This window comes from Neisseria sp. HMSC70E02 (assembly GCF_001838645.1).
In the GTDB taxonomy this organism is placed as follows: domain Bacteria; phylum Pseudomonadota; class Gammaproteobacteria; order Burkholderiales; family Neisseriaceae; genus Neisseria; species Neisseria macacae.
In genome coordinates this window covers 16,462-35,196 of record NZ_KV838097.1, presented here as the reverse complement: position 1 = coordinate 35,196, position 18,735 = coordinate 16,462, and the positions used below count along the sequence as shown (strand labels likewise).

Annotated in this window: 18 protein-coding genes; 9 read left to right on the top strand and 9 right to left on the bottom strand. The window is 48.7% G+C overall.

Features of this window, described 5'->3' with window-relative positions; genetic code table 11:
• Window positions 1-406: 406 nt before the first annotated feature.
• The gene (locus HMPREF3277_RS06905; protein ID WP_070870488.1) at window positions 407-976 is read right to left on the bottom strand and encodes a hypothetical protein; all 570 of its coding nucleotides are present in this window, start codon (window positions 974-976) and stop codon (window positions 407-409) included.
• A gap of 118 nt (window positions 977-1,094) precedes the next feature.
• Window positions 1,095-2,522, bottom strand: coding sequence for an acyl-CoA dehydrogenase family protein (locus HMPREF3277_RS06900; RefSeq protein WP_141765191.1), 1,428 nt, complete (start codon window positions 2,520-2,522; stop codon window positions 1,095-1,097).
• 188 nt (window positions 2,523-2,710) lie between these two features.
• Here HMPREF3277_RS06900 and HMPREF3277_RS06895 point away from each other — a divergent pair, with 188 nt between their 5' ends.
• Entirely contained in the window at window positions 2,711-3,403 is a 693-nt protein-coding gene (locus HMPREF3277_RS06895) for a VIT1/CCC1 transporter family protein (RefSeq protein WP_070870486.1), read from the top strand.
• 187 nt (window positions 3,404-3,590) lie between these two features.
• Here the strand turns inward: HMPREF3277_RS06895 and HMPREF3277_RS06890 are convergent, their stop codons facing one another.
• Window positions 3,591-4,109: an LIC11966 family surface protein gene (locus HMPREF3277_RS06890; protein ID WP_070870485.1), complete on the bottom strand. Its 519-nt coding sequence runs from the start codon at window positions 4,107-4,109 to the stop codon at window positions 3,591-3,593.
• A gap of 298 nt (window positions 4,110-4,407) precedes the next feature.
• Here HMPREF3277_RS06890 and HMPREF3277_RS06885 point away from each other — a divergent pair, with 298 nt between their 5' ends.
• The 8 genes from HMPREF3277_RS06885 to HMPREF3277_RS06850 all read left to right on the top strand — a co-directional run bounded on the left by HMPREF3277_RS06885 (window position 4,408) and on the right by HMPREF3277_RS06850 (window position 12,826).
• Window positions 4,408-4,737, top strand: a complete 330-nt coding sequence (locus HMPREF3277_RS06885) for a DUF6984 family protein (RefSeq protein WP_246830775.1) — start codon at window positions 4,408-4,410, stop codon at window positions 4,735-4,737.
• 198 nt (window positions 4,738-4,935) lie between these two features.
• Entirely contained in the window at window positions 4,936-8,607 is a 3,672-nt protein-coding gene (mfd, locus tag HMPREF3277_RS06880; RefSeq protein ID WP_070870483.1) for a transcription-repair coupling factor, read from the top strand.
• Window positions 8,608-8,798: 191 nt separating this feature from the next.
• The gene (locus HMPREF3277_RS06875; RefSeq protein ID WP_070870481.1) at window positions 8,799-9,371 is read left to right on the top strand and encodes a hypothetical protein; all 573 of its coding nucleotides are present in this window, start codon (window positions 8,799-8,801) and stop codon (window positions 9,369-9,371) included.
• Between the two features lie 249 nt (window positions 9,372-9,620).
• Entirely contained in the window at window positions 9,621-10,067 is a 447-nt protein-coding gene (locus tag HMPREF3277_RS06870) for a hypothetical protein (protein WP_003755447.1), read from the top strand.
• Between the two features lie 187 nt (window positions 10,068-10,254).
• Window positions 10,255-10,830 (top strand): toxin-antitoxin system YwqK family antitoxin, encoded by a 576-nt coding sequence (locus tag HMPREF3277_RS06865; protein ID WP_003755449.1) that lies wholly within the window; start codon window positions 10,255-10,257, stop codon window positions 10,828-10,830.
• Between the two features lie 208 nt (window positions 10,831-11,038).
• Window positions 11,039-11,326 (top strand): hypothetical protein, encoded by a 288-nt coding sequence (locus HMPREF3277_RS06860; RefSeq protein ID WP_246830774.1) that lies wholly within the window; start codon window positions 11,039-11,041, stop codon window positions 11,324-11,326.
• 32 nt (window positions 11,327-11,358) lie between these two features.
• Entirely contained in the window at window positions 11,359-12,171 is an 813-nt protein-coding gene (locus HMPREF3277_RS06855) for a hypothetical protein (protein WP_070870479.1), read from the top strand.
• Between the two features lie 85 nt (window positions 12,172-12,256).
• On the top strand, window positions 12,257-12,826 hold the full coding sequence (locus tag HMPREF3277_RS06850; protein WP_070870477.1) for a hypothetical protein: 570 nt from the start codon (window positions 12,257-12,259) through the stop codon (window positions 12,824-12,826).
• A gap of 219 nt (window positions 12,827-13,045) precedes the next feature.
• Here HMPREF3277_RS06850 and ilvC read toward each other — a convergent pair whose 3' ends face one another.
• The 6 genes from ilvC to HMPREF3277_RS06820 form a co-directional block, all read right to left on the bottom strand.
• Complete coding sequence (gene ilvC / locus HMPREF3277_RS06845; protein WP_003755457.1) at window positions 13,046-14,059, bottom strand: ketol-acid reductoisomerase; 1,014 nt, start codon at window positions 14,057-14,059, stop codon at window positions 13,046-13,048.
• A 73-nt stretch (window positions 14,060-14,132) separates the two neighbouring features.
• Complete coding sequence (locus tag HMPREF3277_RS06840) at window positions 14,133-14,426, bottom strand: putative quinol monooxygenase (protein ID WP_003674893.1); 294 nt, start codon at window positions 14,424-14,426, stop codon at window positions 14,133-14,135.
• Window positions 14,427-14,488: 62 nt separating this feature from the next.
• Window positions 14,489-14,980 (bottom strand): acetolactate synthase small subunit, encoded by a 492-nt coding sequence (gene ilvN / locus HMPREF3277_RS06835; protein WP_003766119.1) that lies wholly within the window; start codon window positions 14,978-14,980, stop codon window positions 14,489-14,491.
• 11 nt (window positions 14,981-14,991) lie between these two features.
• Entirely contained in the window at window positions 14,992-16,716 is a 1,725-nt protein-coding gene (gene ilvB, locus HMPREF3277_RS06830; RefSeq protein WP_003779359.1) for a biosynthetic-type acetolactate synthase large subunit, read from the bottom strand.
• Window positions 16,717-17,120: 404 nt separating this feature from the next.
• Window positions 17,121-18,113: a Rieske 2Fe-2S domain-containing protein gene (locus HMPREF3277_RS06825; RefSeq protein ID WP_036492294.1), complete on the bottom strand. Its 993-nt coding sequence runs from the start codon at window positions 18,111-18,113 to the stop codon at window positions 17,121-17,123.
• Between the two features lie 81 nt (window positions 18,114-18,194).
• Window positions 18,195-18,647, bottom strand: coding sequence for a hypothetical protein (locus tag HMPREF3277_RS06820; RefSeq protein ID WP_049224004.1), 453 nt, complete (start codon window positions 18,645-18,647; stop codon window positions 18,195-18,197).
• Window positions 18,648-18,735 lie beyond the last annotated feature (88 nt).

Genomic DNA, 18,735 nt, shown 5'->3' with positions numbered 1-18,735 from the left:
AAAAGGTCGTCTGAAATTTTCAGACGACCTTTTTATTGTTCGCTATTCGTTCCCATACAAAATTGCCGTTTATAGTGGATTAACTTTCAACCAGGACGGTGTTACCTCGCCTTAGCTCAAAGAAAACGATTCTCTAAGGTGCTGAAGCACCAAGTGAATCGGTTCCGTACTATCTGTACTGTCTGCGGCTTCATCGCCTTGGCCTGATTTATAGTGGATTAACTTTAAACCAGTACAGCGTTGCCTCGCCTTGCCGTACTATCTGTACTGTCCTGCGGCTTCGGCGCCTTGTCCTGATTTAAATTTAATCCACTATAGTTAATCCACTATAAAAAACAGTCGGGTTTGATTTTCAGCCGCTCAAAGTCAGAAATACCTTTCAGTCAACCTGAATCAGTTGCGGCGGCTATTTGTTTTCGCCGTATTTATCATGCAGATTTCGGATTTCTTCTTTCAACCATTCATCCCAATCGGTGCGTAAACGGCGGAGCTCTTTGTTCCAATACAGACAGTCCCAAGCCATGCTGCGCGAGGCTTCGGTATCGCGCTCGAACATTCGGGCGACAAAAGGTTCGAGCGTTTGCGCGCTTTTGAACATACCGCCGTATTCTCCGTAAGTGCGGCAGGTTTCGGGATGGAGCGTTTCCATCAACGTTTCGATGTCATCCTGCAACGCAAGCCATGAACCGTTTGACTCGTCCAACCCAAGCACATCGCGCAGCCAATGTCTGATGTTTTCTAAACCTTGAAAACGCGGGTTATGCCACAGCAGGCGCAGGGCGGCAAGCTGACTTTCGGCTTCCGTCCGACCTTGCGGGTTTTCATGATCAAAAAGGAAAACGAGTTCGTACAACGCACGATTGCGCTGCTTTTCCGGCAGCGCAAGTAAGATGTCGCAGACTTGTTCGGGAGTCTGCCAAAGAGAAAGTTTGGAGAGGGTCATGGGCTTTGAGGTCGTCTGAAAGTCAATAAACATGACTAAATCACTTGATTCGTTTGATTTTCGTAACAAAGCTGCTTTTGAATTGAAAATATGAAAATCCGCCCTAGGTCGTCTGAAAACCGATTTCAGACGACCTCTCTGCCTTAAACCATCAACCGCAATATCGGCAGTCCAATATGTCTTTGCTGATGTCGTTCAACAGGAAGGCTGCGGTGTCTTCGTGTTCCGCCTGTACGAAGACAAATAGTCGGGCGATGATTTTGCCGATGAAGACTTTTTGCAAGGCGCAGGCGTCGGTCAGGGTGCGTTCCTGCAGGAAGCTGCGGATGTCTTCGGGTAAAGTGTAGTCGCGCGCAACGGCGGCAAAGCGGGCGTCGGTTTGCAGGCGGTCGAGCAGGGTTTGGTTTTTGTCCAATTTAATGCCTGCTTCTTTTTCTTCGGCGGTGGCGCGGACGAACTGGTCGTAAATTTCGGCATAAAGCATATCGTTCGGACCTTCGAAGATGGTGAAGGGGCGGATGTCGATAGCGATATTGCTGGCGGTGTGTCCGCGTTCAAAACCCTTCGCGCCCAAGAGTTTTTGCAACATTTGGGCGGCGGCGTAAGTGTATTCCGTGGCGAGGGTTTTGATGATGTTTGCCTCCATCAGCTGATGGGCGACGGGTGCAACGGGCGAAACGCAATGGCAGACGTAGCGGTAAAGAATCTCGGAAACCTGATGGCGGCGTTGGATTTCGCGGCGTTCGTAATCGACGAATTTGATGTCGTGGCGAACGTATCGGTTCAGGTTGTCAAGGATGTATTCCATGATGCCGTGCGTCATGCCGATCAGTTGCAGGCGGCTGCGGATAAAGATGTTTTGGAACGCGCGCAAACCGGCGGCGTCGCTCTGGGAGAGTTTCATAACGGCGGCGGCGGGCATTTGGGCATCAATGCGGTTGACGGCGTAACGGACGGCGCGCAGGCCTTCGGATGCGAGGGCTTCGTAGCGGATGTATTGTTTGGGAACGAGCAACAAGTTGATGACTTTGGAGAGTTTGCCGTTTTTGCGCTCTTTGGCGGCAACGAGGAGGAAGTCGCTCTGCGAGTTGCCCTGCCAATATTTCGCGGCGTTGACGTAAATCGTTTGTTCGTCGATGTATTCGTAGTAGGACTGCATTTCGCGGGCAATCGCCGCGCCGGAGGTTTCGGGTTCGGTAATGCCCAAACCGCCGCCCTCGCCTTTGAAAACCATGTCCAAACCTTGCGCGACTTGCGCTTCGTCGCCGAATTCTTGCAGAGGCTGCAATACCAGCGCGCCTTCGATGCCGGTACGCAGGGTAACGGGCACGCCGTAATGCCCCGCAATCCGCAGGACTTCTTGGATTTCAAACTGGCTGCCCTTTCGGCCGCCGTGTTTTTTGTCGAGGAAGGGCAACAGCAAACCCGCCTGCTTCAAGGCAAGCCATTTGTCTTCGGGCAGGTATTGCATGAGGTTGAGGTCGTCTGAAAAAATGCGGCGGAATGCGGATTCGATGTGCTTTAAAAAAGCAGCCGTGTCCATAGTTGACGGCTGCGCGCTTGATTCGGTGTGTGTCATCATGATTCTCGGTTAATCGGCAGTTATTAGAGTTTAGAGCTAAATTTCTAGGATTTATACCACAAACCCGTTTAAGCGACAATGATTATCAAGTGTGGACGGATTTTCAGCGCGCCAACATATGATTACGCCGCCCCGATAAACCGATACGGTGCTACCATAACGCAAAACACCGCCGGAACACTGCCATGTATTCACAACACAGCGAACGCCATTTCAGCAACCGCAACAACTGGCTGCGCGCAAGCGTATTGGGCGCGAACGACGGCCTGATTTCCACCGCTTCGATGCTGACGGGCGTTGCGGCCGCCGCACCCGATTTCCAAACCCTGCTGCTGACCGGCGTTTCCGCCCTGATCGGCGGCGCGGTCTCGATGGCGGCTGGGGAATACGTTTCCGTCTCCAGCCAGTCAGACACGGAAAAAGCCGATTTGCACAAAGAACGCCACGAATTGGAAGCCAATCCCGATGCCGAACTGGCAGAACTGACCGAAATTTACCGCCGCCGCGGTTTGTCCGACGCACTTGCCGCCGAAGTCGCGCAAGCATTGATGGAACACGACGCGCTCTCCGCCCATGCACGCGACGAAATCGGCATCACCGAAACCTCCGCCGCCAAGCCCATGCAGGCCGCGCTTGCCTCCGCCGGTTCGTTCTGCGCCGGCGCGATACTGCCGCTGCTGGTTGCCCTGACCGCTCCCGCCGCCCTTATCCCTACGCTGGCAGCAACCACTTTATGCGGACTCGCCGCGCTGGGTTATGCCTCCGCCAAACTCGGCGGCGCACCTGTCGCCCCCGCCGTCTTGCGCGTGTGCCTGTGGGGCGTGGCGGCATTGGCGGTTACGGGTATAATCGGCAAACTGGCGGGTGTAGCAGTTTGAACGGAGGTCGTCTGAAAACTTGTAGCGAAACCCGTCATACCGGTTTTCAGACGACCTTTTTGACAATCAGCGGTTCTCTATGTTTTTATAGAAAACGGCTTATGAAAAAATCCTCTAAATTCTGTTGTGGAGAATTTAGAGGATTTTTGGTTTTAGGATAGCGTTTTACAAAATTCGCCTATACGGTTTATTCGTCTTCAAATTTTTCCAAAAACTCATCGCTTACTTCATTGAACTTATCGGTACTGTCCAAGATTTTCTCGTTGTTCTCGTCCAATTGCTCTTCGTCTTCTTCCGAACCGTGTTTGCCGGAAGCGCGGATTTGGATCAGCTTTTTATAGCCGTCTTCCATCAAATCGCTAAAGAAACGCAGATGGCTTTTCAAAGCATTCAACAGGGAAGCATCGCCTTTGTATGCGCCCAATTTATCGGCTTGCGCAATGTAATTGGGAATCGCGGCTATCCACTGCACACGGACTTTTTCGGCTTGGGCGTAATCGCGTTTGTCCATTGCCTGGTTCATGTCTTCCATATGGTAGAGCATAAAATTGGCAATACACATCAACTCATTGTTGTACTCTACTGCGTTATCGTAGCTGCCTTTGGCGTAATACACGCCCTCTTCCTCATTCCAGCCGCCGCGTTTTGACGAAGACGATGCGCCGCCGGTAGCGCCAAACAGTTTTTTAATGAATTCTAAGATCATAATTTTGCTGCCTTTCTCATAAGTAAAGTACACAGACGGGGAAAAGTATAACGCAAATCTGAAATGCCTGCTGCCTGCACTTCTGCTGCGGCATACCCTTCCCCTCCGTTTTCAGACGACCTCGTTCCCAGAAATAGGTCCGTTTTATACCTTATCACAAACCCTTGCAGGTCGTCTGAAAAAGCCACCGCTGTCTTTGCCGGCTTGCATCCGCTAGAATGACTTCCTGCCGCCAAAGGTCGTCTGAAAACATCCGGACGAACAATCCCTTTTTCAGCAGATACATGGAGTTGAACCATTGAACAAACGCCCGATGACGGCAGACGAAACCGATTTGTTGAATCTTCTTCTGTCAAACAAAAAACCTCAATATGCCGGATTGGAAACCCGTTTTTCCAACAGCGTCACCACGCTCGATGATGGCGCGATGGGCAGTTTTCTGTTTTCCAGCGATACAAACCAAACGCGCCCGCTACAAATCATCCCAATCGCCGAATACCTGTTTCACGATAAAGACGGCATTCCGGTTTTGGCAACCCTATATTCTTACAGCGACGGTCAACTGTATGAACTGGATATTTGGAAAGCGGACTTCAGCCCGTTATTGGCTTATCCGGACAAACCGTAATATTCAGTCTATCCATTTCAATCGGTTTTTACGGACAAACATTTTCAGACGACCCTCTGCCACACAAAGGTCGTCTGAAAACCACCCAAGCCATCCCGCTCCTTACACCCGCTTGTAATCTGCTAAAATCCCGCTTTTACAACCTACCACGGCGGCCCGAAAAATTTTCCGGCTGCCGCAAGCCATTGTCCCTACGCCATGACCTACCCTATCCCCAAACCCCGTGAAAAATCCCGTTGGCTCAATCTTTCGCAAGGCTCGCTGCCGCTGGCTTTGGCGCGTTATCTGCCGCATAAGCGGCTCAAAGTCGTGCTGACCCAAGATGCGGAACAGGCGTTGCGCCTTCAGACGGCATGGCGGTTTTTCCGTCCGCACGATACGGCAGTGTTCCTGCCGGACTGGGAAACGCTGCCTTACGAGCGTTTTTCGCCGCATCAGGATTTGGTGTCGGAGCGGCTCTCGGCGTTGTGGCAGATTAAGAGCGGCGCGGCGGACGTGTTGTTTGTACCGGTTGCCACGGCGATGCAGAAGCTGCCGCCCGTGCCGTTTTTGGCGGGGCGCACGTTTTGGCTGAAAACGGGGCAGACTCTGGATATAGGCCGTCTGAAAACCGATTTGGTGGATGCGGGCTACAACCATGTTTCCCATGTTGTCGCGGCAGGCGAGTTTGCCGTGCGCGGCGGCATTGTGGATTTATTCCCGATGGGCAGCGAAATGCCCTACCGCATCGATTTGTTCGACGATGAAATCGACAGCATCAAAACCTTTGACACCGACACGCAGCGCACCATCTCCCCCGTTTCCGAAATCCGCCTGCTGCCGGCGCACGAGTTCCCCACCGACAGCGAGGCGCAAAAGATTTTCCGCAGCCGCTTCCGCGAGGAAGTCGATGGCAATCCGAACGATGCCGCCGTGTACAAAGCCGTCAGCAACGGCCATTTCGGCGCGGGCGTGGAATATTATCTGCCGCTGTTTTTTGAAAACGAGCTGGAAACGCTATTTGACTATATCGGCGAGGATGCGCTGTTTGTCTCTTTGGGCGATGTTCACGCCGAGGCAAACCGCTTTTGGAGCGACGTCAAATCACGTTATGCCATGGCGCAGGGCGACGAAACCTATCCGCCTTTGCTTCCACAGCATTTGTATCTCTCTGCCGATGTGTTCGCAGGCCGTCTGAAAAACTACGGACAGGTGCTGCCCGATGTTTCCGGCAAGGAACACACCCTGCCCGACCTTGCCGTCAACCGCCAATCCGACGAGCCGTTGCAGGCATTGAAGGATTTTCAGACGACCTTTGACGGGCGGATTTTGCTGTGCGCCGAAAGTCTGGGACGGCGAGAAACCATGCTCGGCTTCTTGCAGCAAAATGGTTTGAAGGCCAAACCTGTGTCCGACTGGCAGGGCTTTTTATCGGCGCACGAGCCGCTGATGATTACGGTTGCGCCGTTGGCATACGGGTTCAAACTGGGCGGGCCACAATCTCCGAGCCAACAGCAACCTACTCCCGCCGCCGAGAAAGAAGGCAAAGCAGTTGCCGCCCAAACCAAATTTTCCGCAGCCGTAACACACCCTCTCCCTCAGGAGAGGGAACAAAGTGCCGCCGCCGTTTCAGACGACCTGAAAACTGAAAGCAGCCTGCACCCAATCGAAAATAGTCTGCACGGGCAAATCCAACAGCAGCCTGCCCCCTCCCCCGTGGGGGAGGGTTGGGGAGAGGGCAAAGCAGTTGCCGCTCAAGGTGCCATCGCCGTCATTACCGAATCCGAGCTCTACCAATACGTTGCCCGTTCGCGCGTCCACAACCGCCGCAAAAAACACGCCACCGTTTCAGACGGCCTGTTGCGCGACCTTGCCGAAATCAACATCGGCGACCCCGTTGTGCACGAAGAACACGGCATCGGGCGGTATATGGGCTTGGTAACGATGGATTTGGGCGGCGAAACCAACGAAATGATGTTGCTCGAATACGCGGGCGAAGCGCAGCTTTATGTGCCTGTTTCGCAACTGCATTTAATCAGCCGCTACTCCGGTCAGGCGCATGAAAACGTCGCCCTGCACAAGCTCGGCAGCGGTGCATGGAACAAGGCGAAGCGCAAGGCCGCCGAAAAAGCGCGCGACACCGCCGCCGAGTTGCTCAACCTCTACGCTCAGCGCGCCGCCCAATCGGGACACAAGTTTGAAATCAACGAGTTGGACTATCAGGCGTTTGCCGACGGCTTCGGCTACGAAGAAACCGAAGACCAGGCCGCCGCCATTGCCGCCGTGATTAAAGACCTGACGCAGGCGAAGCCGATGGACCGCCTTGTGTGCGGCGATGTCGGTTTCGGCAAAACCGAAGTCGCCCTGCGCGCCGCGTTTGTGGCGGTGATGGGCGGCAAACAGGGCGCCGTACTCGCCCCGACCACGCTTCTGGTCGAGCAGCACGCGCAAAACTTCGCCGACCGCTTCGCCGATTTCCCCGTAAAAGTCGCCAGCCTTTCGCGTTTCAACAACAGTAAAGCCACCAAAGCCGCGCTGGAAGGTATGGCGGACGGCACGGTCGATATCGTTATCGGCACGCACAAATTGGTGCAGGACGACATAAAATTCAAAAACTTAGGGCTAGTCATCATTGACGAAGAACACCGTTTCGGCGTGCGCCAGAAAGAGCAGCTCAAACGCCTGCGCGCCAACGTGGACATCCTTACCATGACCGCCACGCCGATTCCACGCACTCTCAGCATGGCGCTCGAAGGCCTGCGCGACTTCTCGCTGATTACCACCGCGCCCAGCCGCCGCCTCGCCGTAAAAACTTTTGTCAAACCGTTCAGCGAAGGCAGCGTGCGCGAAGCCGTGTTGCGCGAACTCAAACGCGGCGGGCAGGTATTTTTCCTGCACAATGAAGTGGATACCATCGAAAACATGCGCGAGCGGCTGGAAGCTCTGCTGCACGAAGCCCGCATCGGCGTGGCGCACGGACAACTGCGCGAGCGCGAGCTGGAACAAGTCATGCGCGACTTTTTGCAACAAAGATTCAATGTGTTGCTCTGTTCCACCATCATCGAAACCGGCATCGACATTCCCAACGCCAACACCATCATCATCAACCGCGCCGACAAATTCGGGCTTGCGCAACTGCACCAGCTTCGCGGGCGCGTCGGCCGCAGCCACCACCAAGCCTACGCCTACCTGCTCACGCCCGAATACATCACCAAAGACGCAGAAAAACGCCTCGACGCCATCGCGGCGGCAGACGAACTCGGCGCAGGTTTCACCCTCGCCATGCAGGATTTGGAAATCCGCGGCGCAGGCGAAATCCTCGGCGAAGGACAATCCGGCGAAATGATACAGGTCGGCTTCACGCTCTACACCGAAATGCTCAAACAAGCCGTGCGCGACCTCAAAAAAGGCCGCCAGCCCGACCTCGACGCACCGCTGGGCATCACCACCGAAATCAAACTGCACAGCCCCGCCCTGCTGCCCGAAAGCTATTGCCCCGACATCCACGAACGGCTCGTCCTCTACAAACGCCTCGCCGTCTGCGAAACCGTTCAGCAAATCAACGCCATACACGAAGAACTCGTCGACCGCTTCGGCCTGCCCGAACAACCCGTCAAAACCCTCATCGAAAGCCACCACCTGCGGCTCGCCGCAAAAGAATTGGGCATAGACGCCATCGACGCGACCAGCGAAGCCGTCACCGTTACCTTCGGCAAACACCACCAAATCGACCCGACAGAAATCATCCTGCTGATTCAGAGCGATAGAAACTATCGGCTGGCAGGGGCGGATAAGTTGAAGTTTACGGCTCAGATGGAGGATGTGGAGATGAGAATTAAGACGGTGAAAAGTGTGTTGAAGACTTTGAAAGAAAGAGTGCTGAAAGAATAGAGAGAAATAAAGAAAAAGTCGTCTGAAACTGTTTCAGATGACCCATATATTACAAACCTGTTATATACAAAATGACAGTTTTAGGGATCTAACCTACGATTATCGATGTAAAGTAAGTGAATGATTCAATAGCAAAATATATAACTAACAGAGAATATATCATAAGGCAACAGTACAACCTATAAGTTAATATGATGAATGCTTTGGACTATATCAACTCCCCTTTAGACTCAATATCGACTAATAATCCTTATGTAATAACTGAGGTAATCGAATTGACTGAGGAGAATCGAACAAAATTAATCCTTATAGATTATCTTCTAAATAATTTATTAAATTTAAATAATTACCCATATCTTTTAGGATATAACTTATATTTAAAAGCTAATCTATCAGAAGATAAAAATAGAATTTCCCTTTTAGAACAAGCAAAAATTCCCTTTAAAAAGGCTACTTCTGATTCTGAAAATGCTATGTTTGCCAAAGCCTACCTAGCACATATTTATTATGACTTAAAGGAATTTAATCATTGCCTTGATATGATAGAGCAAATTCCGGATAACTACTTTTCAAAACTATCCAGCCATCAAAATTGGCGAGACTTAAAAATCCAAGAGTTAAAAATATGTTGCCTAATCAAATTAAAAATATTTTCTGATTTTGAATTTATTCTACATAGTTATTTGCTAAAAATTTCACGTTCAAGTGAACATGATATACCCGTACCAATAGAACTTTCCAATATAATGAAAAATATCAAATAACCCAAAATTAATGTCTTACATTATTATTTATAAACTATCACGTTTCTTAAAAATTGGTGCTCATCCATCTAACCCACAAGGGTATTAAGATACAGATTAAGGTTATAAAGAGATTATTGAAGACTTTGAAAGAAAGAGTGATAGCAAATTAGAGGATATTGAAGAAAAGGTCGTCTGAAATTTTTCAGACGACCTTTAATAACTATTTTGCTTACTCTAAATATTTAATACCTTATATAGGACACTAATATGGGTAAATTTCATACCCCTCTGGGCAAATTGACCTTTATTACTGAAGAAACAACAAACACATCTTTTCTTCAAGGTATATTTAATGAAATGTCTTTCTCTATTCAAGTTAGTCAACCATTTGATTTGGAGGAAATAGATTTTAACTTTATTCAAAGTAAAATGAATAACTTTCCTCAGATCAAAGCAAAAACTGAACTATTCTTAAGAAATATTTTATATACCCAACCCAAACAACTTGGATTTAATCATTACAAAGATAAATTAGACGAAACCAAAGAATTGATTTCTTTTCCGGAGTTTATGTTTCATGAAAAAACAAAAGATTGGGATATCGTATTTAGAGAAAGTCAGCTCCCTATTGCCGAGCCATACGGCATTTTAATCAACTACCACGATGATGATGTTGTTGGATTTGAGGATCTCTCAGATTCGGAAGAGTTATAAGAGTGTAGTACGCATGCAGGCTAATTTAGAGTTTTCATATGACTTGCTATAAACTATTCTATTAACTTCAAATCCAATATACTCAAATCATTATTTGTTGGCATGGTAAGCGTAGGTTAGGTTGGTAAACCCAACAACAACCTGAATGTTGGGTCACGACCCAACCTACATCTGCTAAGGAATTTATATGAAAATATCTGTTTTGAAAAAAATATCCGTTGCACTATCCATACTGGCGGCATTGCCGTTTCAGGCGGCATGGGCGGATTCGGCGGCCAATGCGCGCGCGGACCGTCAGGAACAGAACCGGATAGCGCATTGCCTGCAGATGTACGGCAATATGAACTGCGTGCCGGAGGGCAGCTTTGTTTCACCGCAGCAAAGACAGCTGGAAATGCAAATACAGCGCGGCCGCGAGGCAGAAGAACGGTTGAGGCAGCGGCGTTGGCAAAACAGCGGAACAGCAGACGGACAGGGTGGCACAATGCGCAGAGAAAACCATGCGGACGGCGGCTATACGGTGTACCACTATACCGACGGCAGTCAGCGCGTGTTGGAAACCGTGATGCCGTATGACGAAAACGATAAAGTCCACGGCGTGGTCAAAGGCTATTATCCCAACGGCAAATTGAAATACACGCTGCCGCACCGCCACGGCGTGTATTTCGGCGAGGCACGCGAATACGATAAAAACGGCCGCCTGCGTCTGATTAAGCGTTATGACGACAAGGGCGAGCGCGTTTATCTGCGGGAATATCCGTAAGAATAGTAAGCGTAGGTTGGGTTGGCAAACCCAACAACAACCTGAATGTTGGGTCACGACCCAACCTACATCTGCTGATCCAACAGCTTGCTATAAACCATGAAACTTGGTTCCTTCAATTTTAAATCCTATCGAGTTAATACTAAAAATGAATCTTAAAAAATATCTGATTACTTTACTCTTTATATTCTTTATACCGCAAAATACTATGGCTGATTCTTTTGAAATTTACAGATATTCGGGTAAAAAACTATCGATAGAAAAAGAATACTCCCAGCCTCTATTCCTCTCCATGAAAGAGATAGAGGCTAAAGGATTAAACATCTCCGACTACAATATATCATGTAGCACTTACATTGATAAAACAGAAAACAAATATTATGTTTTTACCTACTCTCCCCAAATATTAAATCCTCATCGCAGAGGAGGACATGGAATTATAGAAGTTCATATAAACGCTAAAACTCATGAAATCAAATCGCATTTTTCAAGATAGCACCTGTATTAGACACAAACAAGACAAACTATATGAAAAATAAAGATTCTTTGAGTTTTGATGCTTATTTAACATGTAAAAATTTATCAGCTACTGAATTACTCAATATCCTGCTGAATTCTAATACTCAAATTCGATACGAAGCAGCTAGAAGATTGCAATTTTTCCGGTATCGTGAAATTAGCGATATCGTCAAAAATGTTCTCTTAACAAGTCGGTATAGTCGGCATAGGGAAATTGCTGTCTTTATTCTCGGACAGATTCAGAATAAGCTTAATAAATCCGAACTTGAAGAAGTTTTATCTCTCTTAATTGATTTTATAAACAACGATAAAAGCATTAACGTAAAATCCTCAGCGATATCTTCTTTAGGGCATTTGTTTCATTATTATGATTTAGGAGAGGAAGAATTCTGCGCAATAGAAGGAAAAATTGAATTAATTTGGCAAATACAGAAATATTCTATCGTTATGGCTACTGCTTTTAGCTCTGCATTTTTTCCCAAAAGAGATTATATTGAAGAATATCTGATAAAAAATTTAAATAGCAAGCATCCGAAAGTAATTTCTTGGATCGTGTATGCTCTAAAAGAAAAAAGCTATCACTCGAAATCGATTGAAACTTTACTATTAAATAAACTAGACCATTTCCGCGTAGAATCATATATTTATAGCGAGATAGCTGCCTATTTAATTTCAACCGGCTCTGAGAAAATTATTCCATATATTGAAAATATGGTATTAACCCAAAATAAAATTGATGATGAAATTTATATGGCGATTAAACATAATTCATCAAAAAGATTTTCATCCATAAGAAAAATCATGTTGGAAAAATTTCAATAAATTATTAGTATGCCTCATAATATCTCATCTTCTATGCAGGCAATTTTGTTTTATTCTTAAACTCTATTTAATAACAAGGATTTAAATGAAATCTTATTTTTTGATATTTTGCGCACTGCTTACATCTGCCAATATTGCCCGAGCCGATACGATGGAAACCATGCGTATGCACGATAAGTCTTTGTCTAAGGTCTTGGTAGAAGCTGCCCGCGATGGCAGTTTTATTGACTTGGATAAAATCGGTCGCAGCATTGATATCCCCGAACTGGCGCATGAAATCAATCAAACTGCTAACCATACTATAAAAAACGACAGACAATTCAACAGCACATACCATGTTAACCAAGATCCATATCAACAATACGGTATCCGTAGTATTTCGTTTGCTGAATGGTCGTCTGAAAAAGGCAAGATGAAGCAGCTTGAATTTGAACTTCACAATAACCGCTGTCCGTTACCACCTACAAACTATGAAGAGTTCGCAGGCAGTCCCAGTTTTATCGGCCATTTAGACGGTAAAGACATATCCATTCTTACGTTACCCGCCCCGGCAAAGGCAAAACTGCTTTTTATGAAAAAACGTAAAGACAACTGCGCGGTCATGATTGTTCAAGAATTTGTCACAGCCGATTTCGGACCTGGAATTCATAAATAAAAAAGAACACTACAAACCACAGATAAAGCTTCGTTGCTATTGTTCTTTTGAACTGAGTCACGATAACTTCTAACTCAAGCAAAGGGTCGTCTGAAATCGTCAATTCGTCTTTCAGACGACCTTTCTTCCACTGGAATTTTTGATTTTTCAAAATCTTAACGTAACAAAAAACCTGCCCGAATCGTCGGGCAGGTTTGCTTATGGTTGAACCGAGTCGAATTAGTTTTTGTCCAAGTCGACCAGTTTGTTTTTGGCAATCCAAGGCATCATGGAACGCAGTTGTGCGCCGACTTTCTCGATTTGGTGATCGGCAGTCAGGCGGCGGCGGGCGGTCATGCTGGCGTAGTTGACGGCACCTTCTTGGATGAACATTTTGGCGTATTCGCCGGTTTGGATGCGTTTGAGGGCGTTGCGCATGGCTTCGCGGGATTTGTCGTTAATGACTTCCACGCCGGTAACGTATTCGCCGTACTCCGCGTTGTTGGAAATGGAGTAGTTCATGTTGGCGATGCCGCCTTCGTAAATCAGGTCAACGATGAGCTTCATTTCGTGCAGGCATTCGAAGTATGCCATTTCGGGCGCGTAGCCTGCTTCGGTCAGGGTTTCGAAGCCGGTTTTGATCAGTTCGACCACGCCGCCGCACAATACGGCTTGTTCACCGAAGAGGTCGGTTTCGGTTTCTTCGCGGAAGTTGGTTTCAATCACGCCGCCTTTGGTGCCGCCGTTGGCTGCTGCGTAAGACAGGGCGATGTCGCGGGCTTTGCCGCTTTTATCTTGGTAAACGGCGATCAGTGAAGGCACGCCGCCGCCTTTGAGGAATTCGCTGCGTACGGTGTGGCCGGGGCCTTTGGGGGCGACCATAATCACGTCCAAGTCGGCACGCGGTACGATTTGGTTGTAGTGGACGTTGAAGCCGTGTGCGAAAGCGAGTACCGCGCCTTGTTTCAGGTTAGGCTCGATTTCGTTTTTGTATACGACGGGTTGGTTTTCGTCGGGCAGCAGAATCATCACTACGTCTGCTTTTTTGGTGGCATCGGCTACGGACAATACTTCGAAACCGGCTGCTTCTGCTTTTTTCCAAGAGCCGCCTTGGCGCAGGCCGACTACTACGTTTACGCCTGAATCTTTCAGGTTGGCTGCGTGGGCGTGGCCTTGTGAGCCGTAGCCGATGATGGCGACGGTTTTGCCTTTGATCAGGGACAGGTCGGCGTCTTTATCGTAATAAACTTGCATTTGATTTCCTTTGGGTAAAATGGATTCCGGCTTTGTGTTGAGGATGCCGGACGGTTGGATTGAGGGTAAAGGGTTAAACGGAGAGTTCTTCCATCAAAACGATTTCGAGCGCATCGGTTTTGCCGTCGATGGCTTTGACGAAACCTTGGAAATGTTCGCTGGCGTTGTGCGCGTCGATGGCGGCTTGGGATTTCCAGTTTTCGACGAAGACGAAACGCTCGGGTTTGCCGATTTCCTGATGCAAATCGTAGCTGATGTTGCCTTCTTCCGCGCGGCTGGCTTTGACCAGGCTTTGGAACAAGGGTTTCAGCGTTTCTGTGTATTCGGGTTTGACGGTAACCAGCGCGACGATTTTAATGTTTGACATCAATCTCTCCTGCCGTTTCTGTTTTCAGACGACCTATCGGGTCGTCTGAAAACCTGACGGTGTTAAATTTTCAAAATACGCTCGCCGCGGCCGATGCCGGCTGCGCCTGTGCGTACGGTTTCCAAAATCTGGGCGCGTCCGACGGTTTCGAGGAAAGAGTCGAGTTTGTCGGTCGAACCTGTGATTTCGATGGTGTAGCTGCGGTCGGTTACGTCGATGATGCTGCCACGGTAGATTTCGGTCAGGCGTAAAAATTCGTCGCGGTCTTTGCCGACGGCGCGGACTTTTACCAACATCAGTTCGCGTTCGACAAAACGGCTTTCGTTCAAATCGACCACTTTGACCACCTCAATCAATTTATTGAGTTGCTTGGTGATTTGTTCGATGACTTGCTCATCGCCATGGGTAACGATGGTCATGCGCGAAAGGGTTTTGTCTTCGGTCGGGGCTACTGCCAAGGAGTCGATGTTGTAGTCGCGAGCGGAGAAAAGACCGACCACGCGGCTCATCGCGCCTGATTCGTTTTCCATCAGAACAGATAAGATATGTCGCATTGTCGTTCTCCTTACGCTTTAGGGTTTTCGCGCATATGCGGCGGCAGGACCATTTCGTCCAAACCTTTGCCGTTGCCGACCATGGGCAGCACGTTTTGTTTCTTATCGGTCAAGAAGTCGATAAATACCAGACGGTCTTTTTGTTTGACCGCTTCCAAAAGCGCGCCTTCAACATCGGATTTTTTGTCCACGCGGATGCCGATGTGCCCGTATGCTTCCGCCAGTTTGACGAAATCGGGCAGGGAATCGAAATAGGTTTCCGATTCGCGGTTGCCGTAATACAGCTCCTGCCATTGGCGAACCATGCCGAGGTAGCCGTTGTTGAGGGTAACGACGTTAATCGGGACATGGTATTGGAAGCAGGTGGACAATTCCTGGATGTTCATCTGAATCGAACCTTCGCCCGTAATACAGAATACGTCTTGGTCGGGAGCGGCGAGTTTCGCGCCCAACGCATACGGCAGGCCTACGCCCATCGTACCCAAGCCGCCGGAATTGAGCCATTGGCGCGGGCGTTCGAACGGATAATATTGCGCCGCGAACATTTGGTGTTGTCCCACGTCCGAAGTGATGATGGCGGAATTGCCGGTAACTTCGGCAAGTTTCTGCACGACATATTGCGGTTTGATGATTTCGCTGTCGTTGTCAAACCACAGGCAGTTGCGCGAACGCCATTCTTCGATGTTTTTCCACCATTTGTCCAAAGAGTCGGCGGCAGGCGCATCCTGTTTGCCCCACAAGGCAATCATTTCGGACAAGACGTTTTTCACATCGCCGACAATCGGAATATCGACTTTGACGCGTTTGGCGATGCTGGACGGGTCAACATCAATGTGAATGACTTTTTTGGCTTTTTCAAAGAATTTGGACGGAACGGAGACGACACGGTCGTCAAAACGCGCGCCCACTGCCAACACGACATCTGCGTTTTGCATGGCGAGGTTGGCTTCGTAAGTGCCGTGCATACCCAGCATGCCCAAGAATTGGCGGTCGCTTGAAGGGTACGCGCCCAGCCCCATCAGTGTGCCGGTACATGGTGCGCCCGTCATGCGGACAAACTTCGTCAGCTCTTCCGAAGCATTGCCCAATACCACGCCGCCGCCGAAATAAACGATCGGACGTTTGGCGGAAGCCAACATTTGGATGGCTTTTTTAATCTGCCCGATATGGCCTTGCACGACAGGTTGGTAAGAGCGGATAAAGATGTCTTCCTGCGGATAGCTGAATTTCGCCATTGCCTGCGTTACATCTTTGGGAATATCGACCACGACCGGGCCGGGTCGGCCGCTGGCGGCGATTTGGAATGCTTTTTTAATGGTCTCGGCAAGCTCGTTGACGTTGGTTACCAAGAAATTGTGTTTGACGCACGGACGGGTAATGCCGACCGTATCCACCTCTTGAAACGCATCCGTACCGATGAGCGAATTGCCGACCTGTCCGCTGATGACCACCATCGGAATCGAATCGCTGTATGCGGTGGCAATGCCTGTCAGCGCATTGGTCACGCCCGGACCGGAAGTAACCAGCGCGACGCCGACTTTGCCGCTGACGCGCGCATACGCATCTGCCGCGTGTACCGCCGCCTGCTCGTGGCGGGTCAGGATGTGCTTGAATTTATTGAGTTGGAAAATAGCGTCGTAGATTTCGATGACTGCGCCGCCCGGATAGCCGAAAACATACTCTACACCTTCGGCTTTGAGACTTTGCACTATGATTTGTGCACCTGATAATTGCATAATGACCTCTTTTATACGGCTTCAAACCAATAGGGGCAACCCGCCTCGCCACAGCACCTGTAATGCAAGCCCTCCAAGCAGCGGTTTAGGGTACGCGCATTGAAGGAACACGGCGACAGTCAGACTGTCCAATCAATTGGAATGAAACACAGAGTTTATGAATGAAAGAATGCAAACGATAACGCAAACCGCCTGTTCAATCAAGACAAAATCTTTCATCTTTTAACATTATCCGAATACCGAAAAGATTGAGTATTGATTTTTATAAAATAAATATTCGGGCATTCGGAATATATTAATGAAGATTGTTGACAGTTTTTATAGAAGGGGTCGTCTGAAACCCGTTTTACACTGTTTTCAGACGACCCTCAGGCTACCACCCTTCTCCTCCGGTTTCGCATTCTCTATAAACTCATTTCTCCCGTTTTGTCTATGCCCTCCGGCATGTTTTCCAAGAAGAGATGCAACAAATGATCAATCACCAAATCATTGGTGGTGCTGCAATAAGGCCTATTCGCATAATGCTCTTTGTGATGATGGTATTGGCTTTTGATAATGGCGGAATCCTGAACCATCAGACGTTCAAGAAACGGGCGGAACAGATGGAATTTGATGGGCAAAGGAAAGCGGCTTTTAGGAAAATGGACTCGGACATTTAAGCCCATACTGCCCTTGTTTTGAGGGATAAAAAAGGCGGAAATCCGATATTCATGACTGTTCGGTGTGAAGTAATCGATACGCACCAAACCCGGGAAAGTAAATGCCGCATCGTTAACGGTAATGCCTTTGTCGAACAGCTTGTTAATCAATCCGTTTTGCTGTTGATTAAGACGATAATGCGTCACGAAACCGCGTTCATGGTGGCTCTGGCTGATCTGCATGCTTTGTTTGCCGTTGTTGCGCAGCAGTTTGGCATGGATATAGCGCGTATGGGTCGGGTCGAGGAAGTTTTCGATGGCGTGGATAAAATCGCCTTCCATATATCGGACGGCGTTGGCGGTTTCAAAACCTTCCGGCGCTTCAAAATCGGCATACGGTTCAAAAGGAATATCGGAAACCAGACAAACCCACACCCAATCGTCGTACTCTCGGCATGGAAACGTAGGAACACTCTCAGCTTCTTCACAAGCACACATCCCGCCGACAACAGTCAAAACTTTGCCTTGCGCATCAAACTCCCAGCCGTGATAACAACATTGGAGTTTGCCCGAAACGATTTTGCCCGCACTCAACGGCACATGCCGATGCGGACAGCAATCATCCATACAGGCTGCCTGTCCGTTCAGCCTTACCAACACCAGTTGCTGTCCCAACAATTCGCGATGAACGGGCTTGTCTTTCAGCTGCTTGCTTGGTATCAACGGATACCAAGCGCGTTTCATTTTTTCTATGTTCATGGTTTGTGTCGTTTTATTTGATTGTGATGGCAAATCAACTTTTTCATGTTGATACACCTCTTTTGAAACTTACAGCATGGATTAACCTAGGCAGCTCTTACGTTTATAGGGGCGGTAGGCTTTTCCATTAAAGCGGTAACGCGTTTCGGTGCAATATCTTGCATTGCCTTCTGTAACGGCGATATCGCGCAAACCGTTATGTTGTTTCGGCAAGATATTGATTCCATAGCCTCCGCCTTCCAACAAGACCTCTGATTTGCCGCGTCCGCTGGAGAGGATTTGGAATTCTGTCAATGCGCTGCCGCCCATTGTGCAGACTGCGACGAAATATTTAGCGTCCTTTTTCAGGGAAAGTGAAACAGGCGCAACGGCAAAATCACCGCATTCGTTTTGTATGGATTTGAACGCAGACTCTACCTTTGCATTGGCGGAATATTGACGGAATGCCGGATTGCCCGATACTTCCAACGATATAGTTTCGGCGGATGCGGCCGCAGTGGCGGCAAGGCAGATGAGTAAAAACGTTTTTTTCATGATGTACTCCGTGTTTTAAGTTCAATATTTATAGTGGATTAACTAAACCAGGATGGCGTTACCTCGCCTTAGCTCAAAGAAAACGATT

Coding starts and splice junctions, on each gene's coding strand:
- HMPREF3277_RS06875 (WP_070870481.1), top strand. CDS start 8,799: ATGATGAATGCTTTGGACTATATCAACTCCCCTTTAGACTCAATATCG.
- HMPREF3277_RS06895 (WP_070870486.1), top strand. CDS start 2,711: ATGTATTCACAACACAGCGAACGCCATTTCAGCAACCGCAACAACTGG.
- ilvN (WP_003766119.1), bottom strand. CDS start 14,980: ATGCGACATATCTTATCTGTTCTGATGGAAAACGAATCAGGCGCGATG.
- mfd (WP_070870483.1), top strand. CDS start 4,936: ATGACCTACCCTATCCCCAAACCCCGTGAAAAATCCCGTTGGCTCAAT.
- HMPREF3277_RS06890 (WP_070870485.1), bottom strand. CDS start 4,109: ATGATCTTAGAATTCATTAAAAAACTGTTTGGCGCTACCGGCGGCGCA.
- HMPREF3277_RS06860 (WP_246830774.1), top strand. CDS start 11,039: ATGGCTGATTCTTTTGAAATTTACAGATATTCGGGTAAAAAACTATCG.
- HMPREF3277_RS06820 (WP_049224004.1), bottom strand. CDS start 18,647: ATGAAAAAAACGTTTTTACTCATCTGCCTTGCCGCCACTGCGGCCGCA.
- HMPREF3277_RS06870 (WP_003755447.1), top strand. CDS start 9,621: ATGGGTAAATTTCATACCCCTCTGGGCAAATTGACCTTTATTACTGAA.
- HMPREF3277_RS06840 (WP_003674893.1), bottom strand. CDS start 14,426: ATGTCAAACATTAAAATCGTCGCGCTGGTTACCGTCAAACCCGAATAC.
- HMPREF3277_RS06905 (WP_070870488.1), bottom strand. CDS start 976: ATGTTTATTGACTTTCAGACGACCTCAAAGCCCATGACCCTCTCCAAA.
- HMPREF3277_RS06850 (WP_070870477.1), top strand. CDS start 12,257: ATGAAATCTTATTTTTTGATATTTTGCGCACTGCTTACATCTGCCAAT.
- HMPREF3277_RS06855 (WP_070870479.1), top strand. CDS start 11,359: ATGAAAAATAAAGATTCTTTGAGTTTTGATGCTTATTTAACATGTAAA.
- HMPREF3277_RS06865 (WP_003755449.1), top strand. CDS start 10,255: ATGAAAATATCTGTTTTGAAAAAAATATCCGTTGCACTATCCATACTG.
- HMPREF3277_RS06900 (WP_141765191.1), bottom strand. CDS start 2,522: ATGACACACACCGAATCAAGCGCGCAGCCGTCAACTATGGACACGGCT.
- ilvB (WP_003779359.1), bottom strand. CDS start 16,716: ATGCAATTATCAGGTGCACAAATCATAGTGCAAAGTCTCAAAGCCGAA.
- ilvC (WP_003755457.1), bottom strand. CDS start 14,059: ATGCAAGTTTATTACGATAAAGACGCCGACCTGTCCCTGATCAAAGGC.
- HMPREF3277_RS06825 (WP_036492294.1), bottom strand. CDS start 18,113: ATGAACATAGAAAAAATGAAACGCGCTTGGTATCCGTTGATACCAAGC.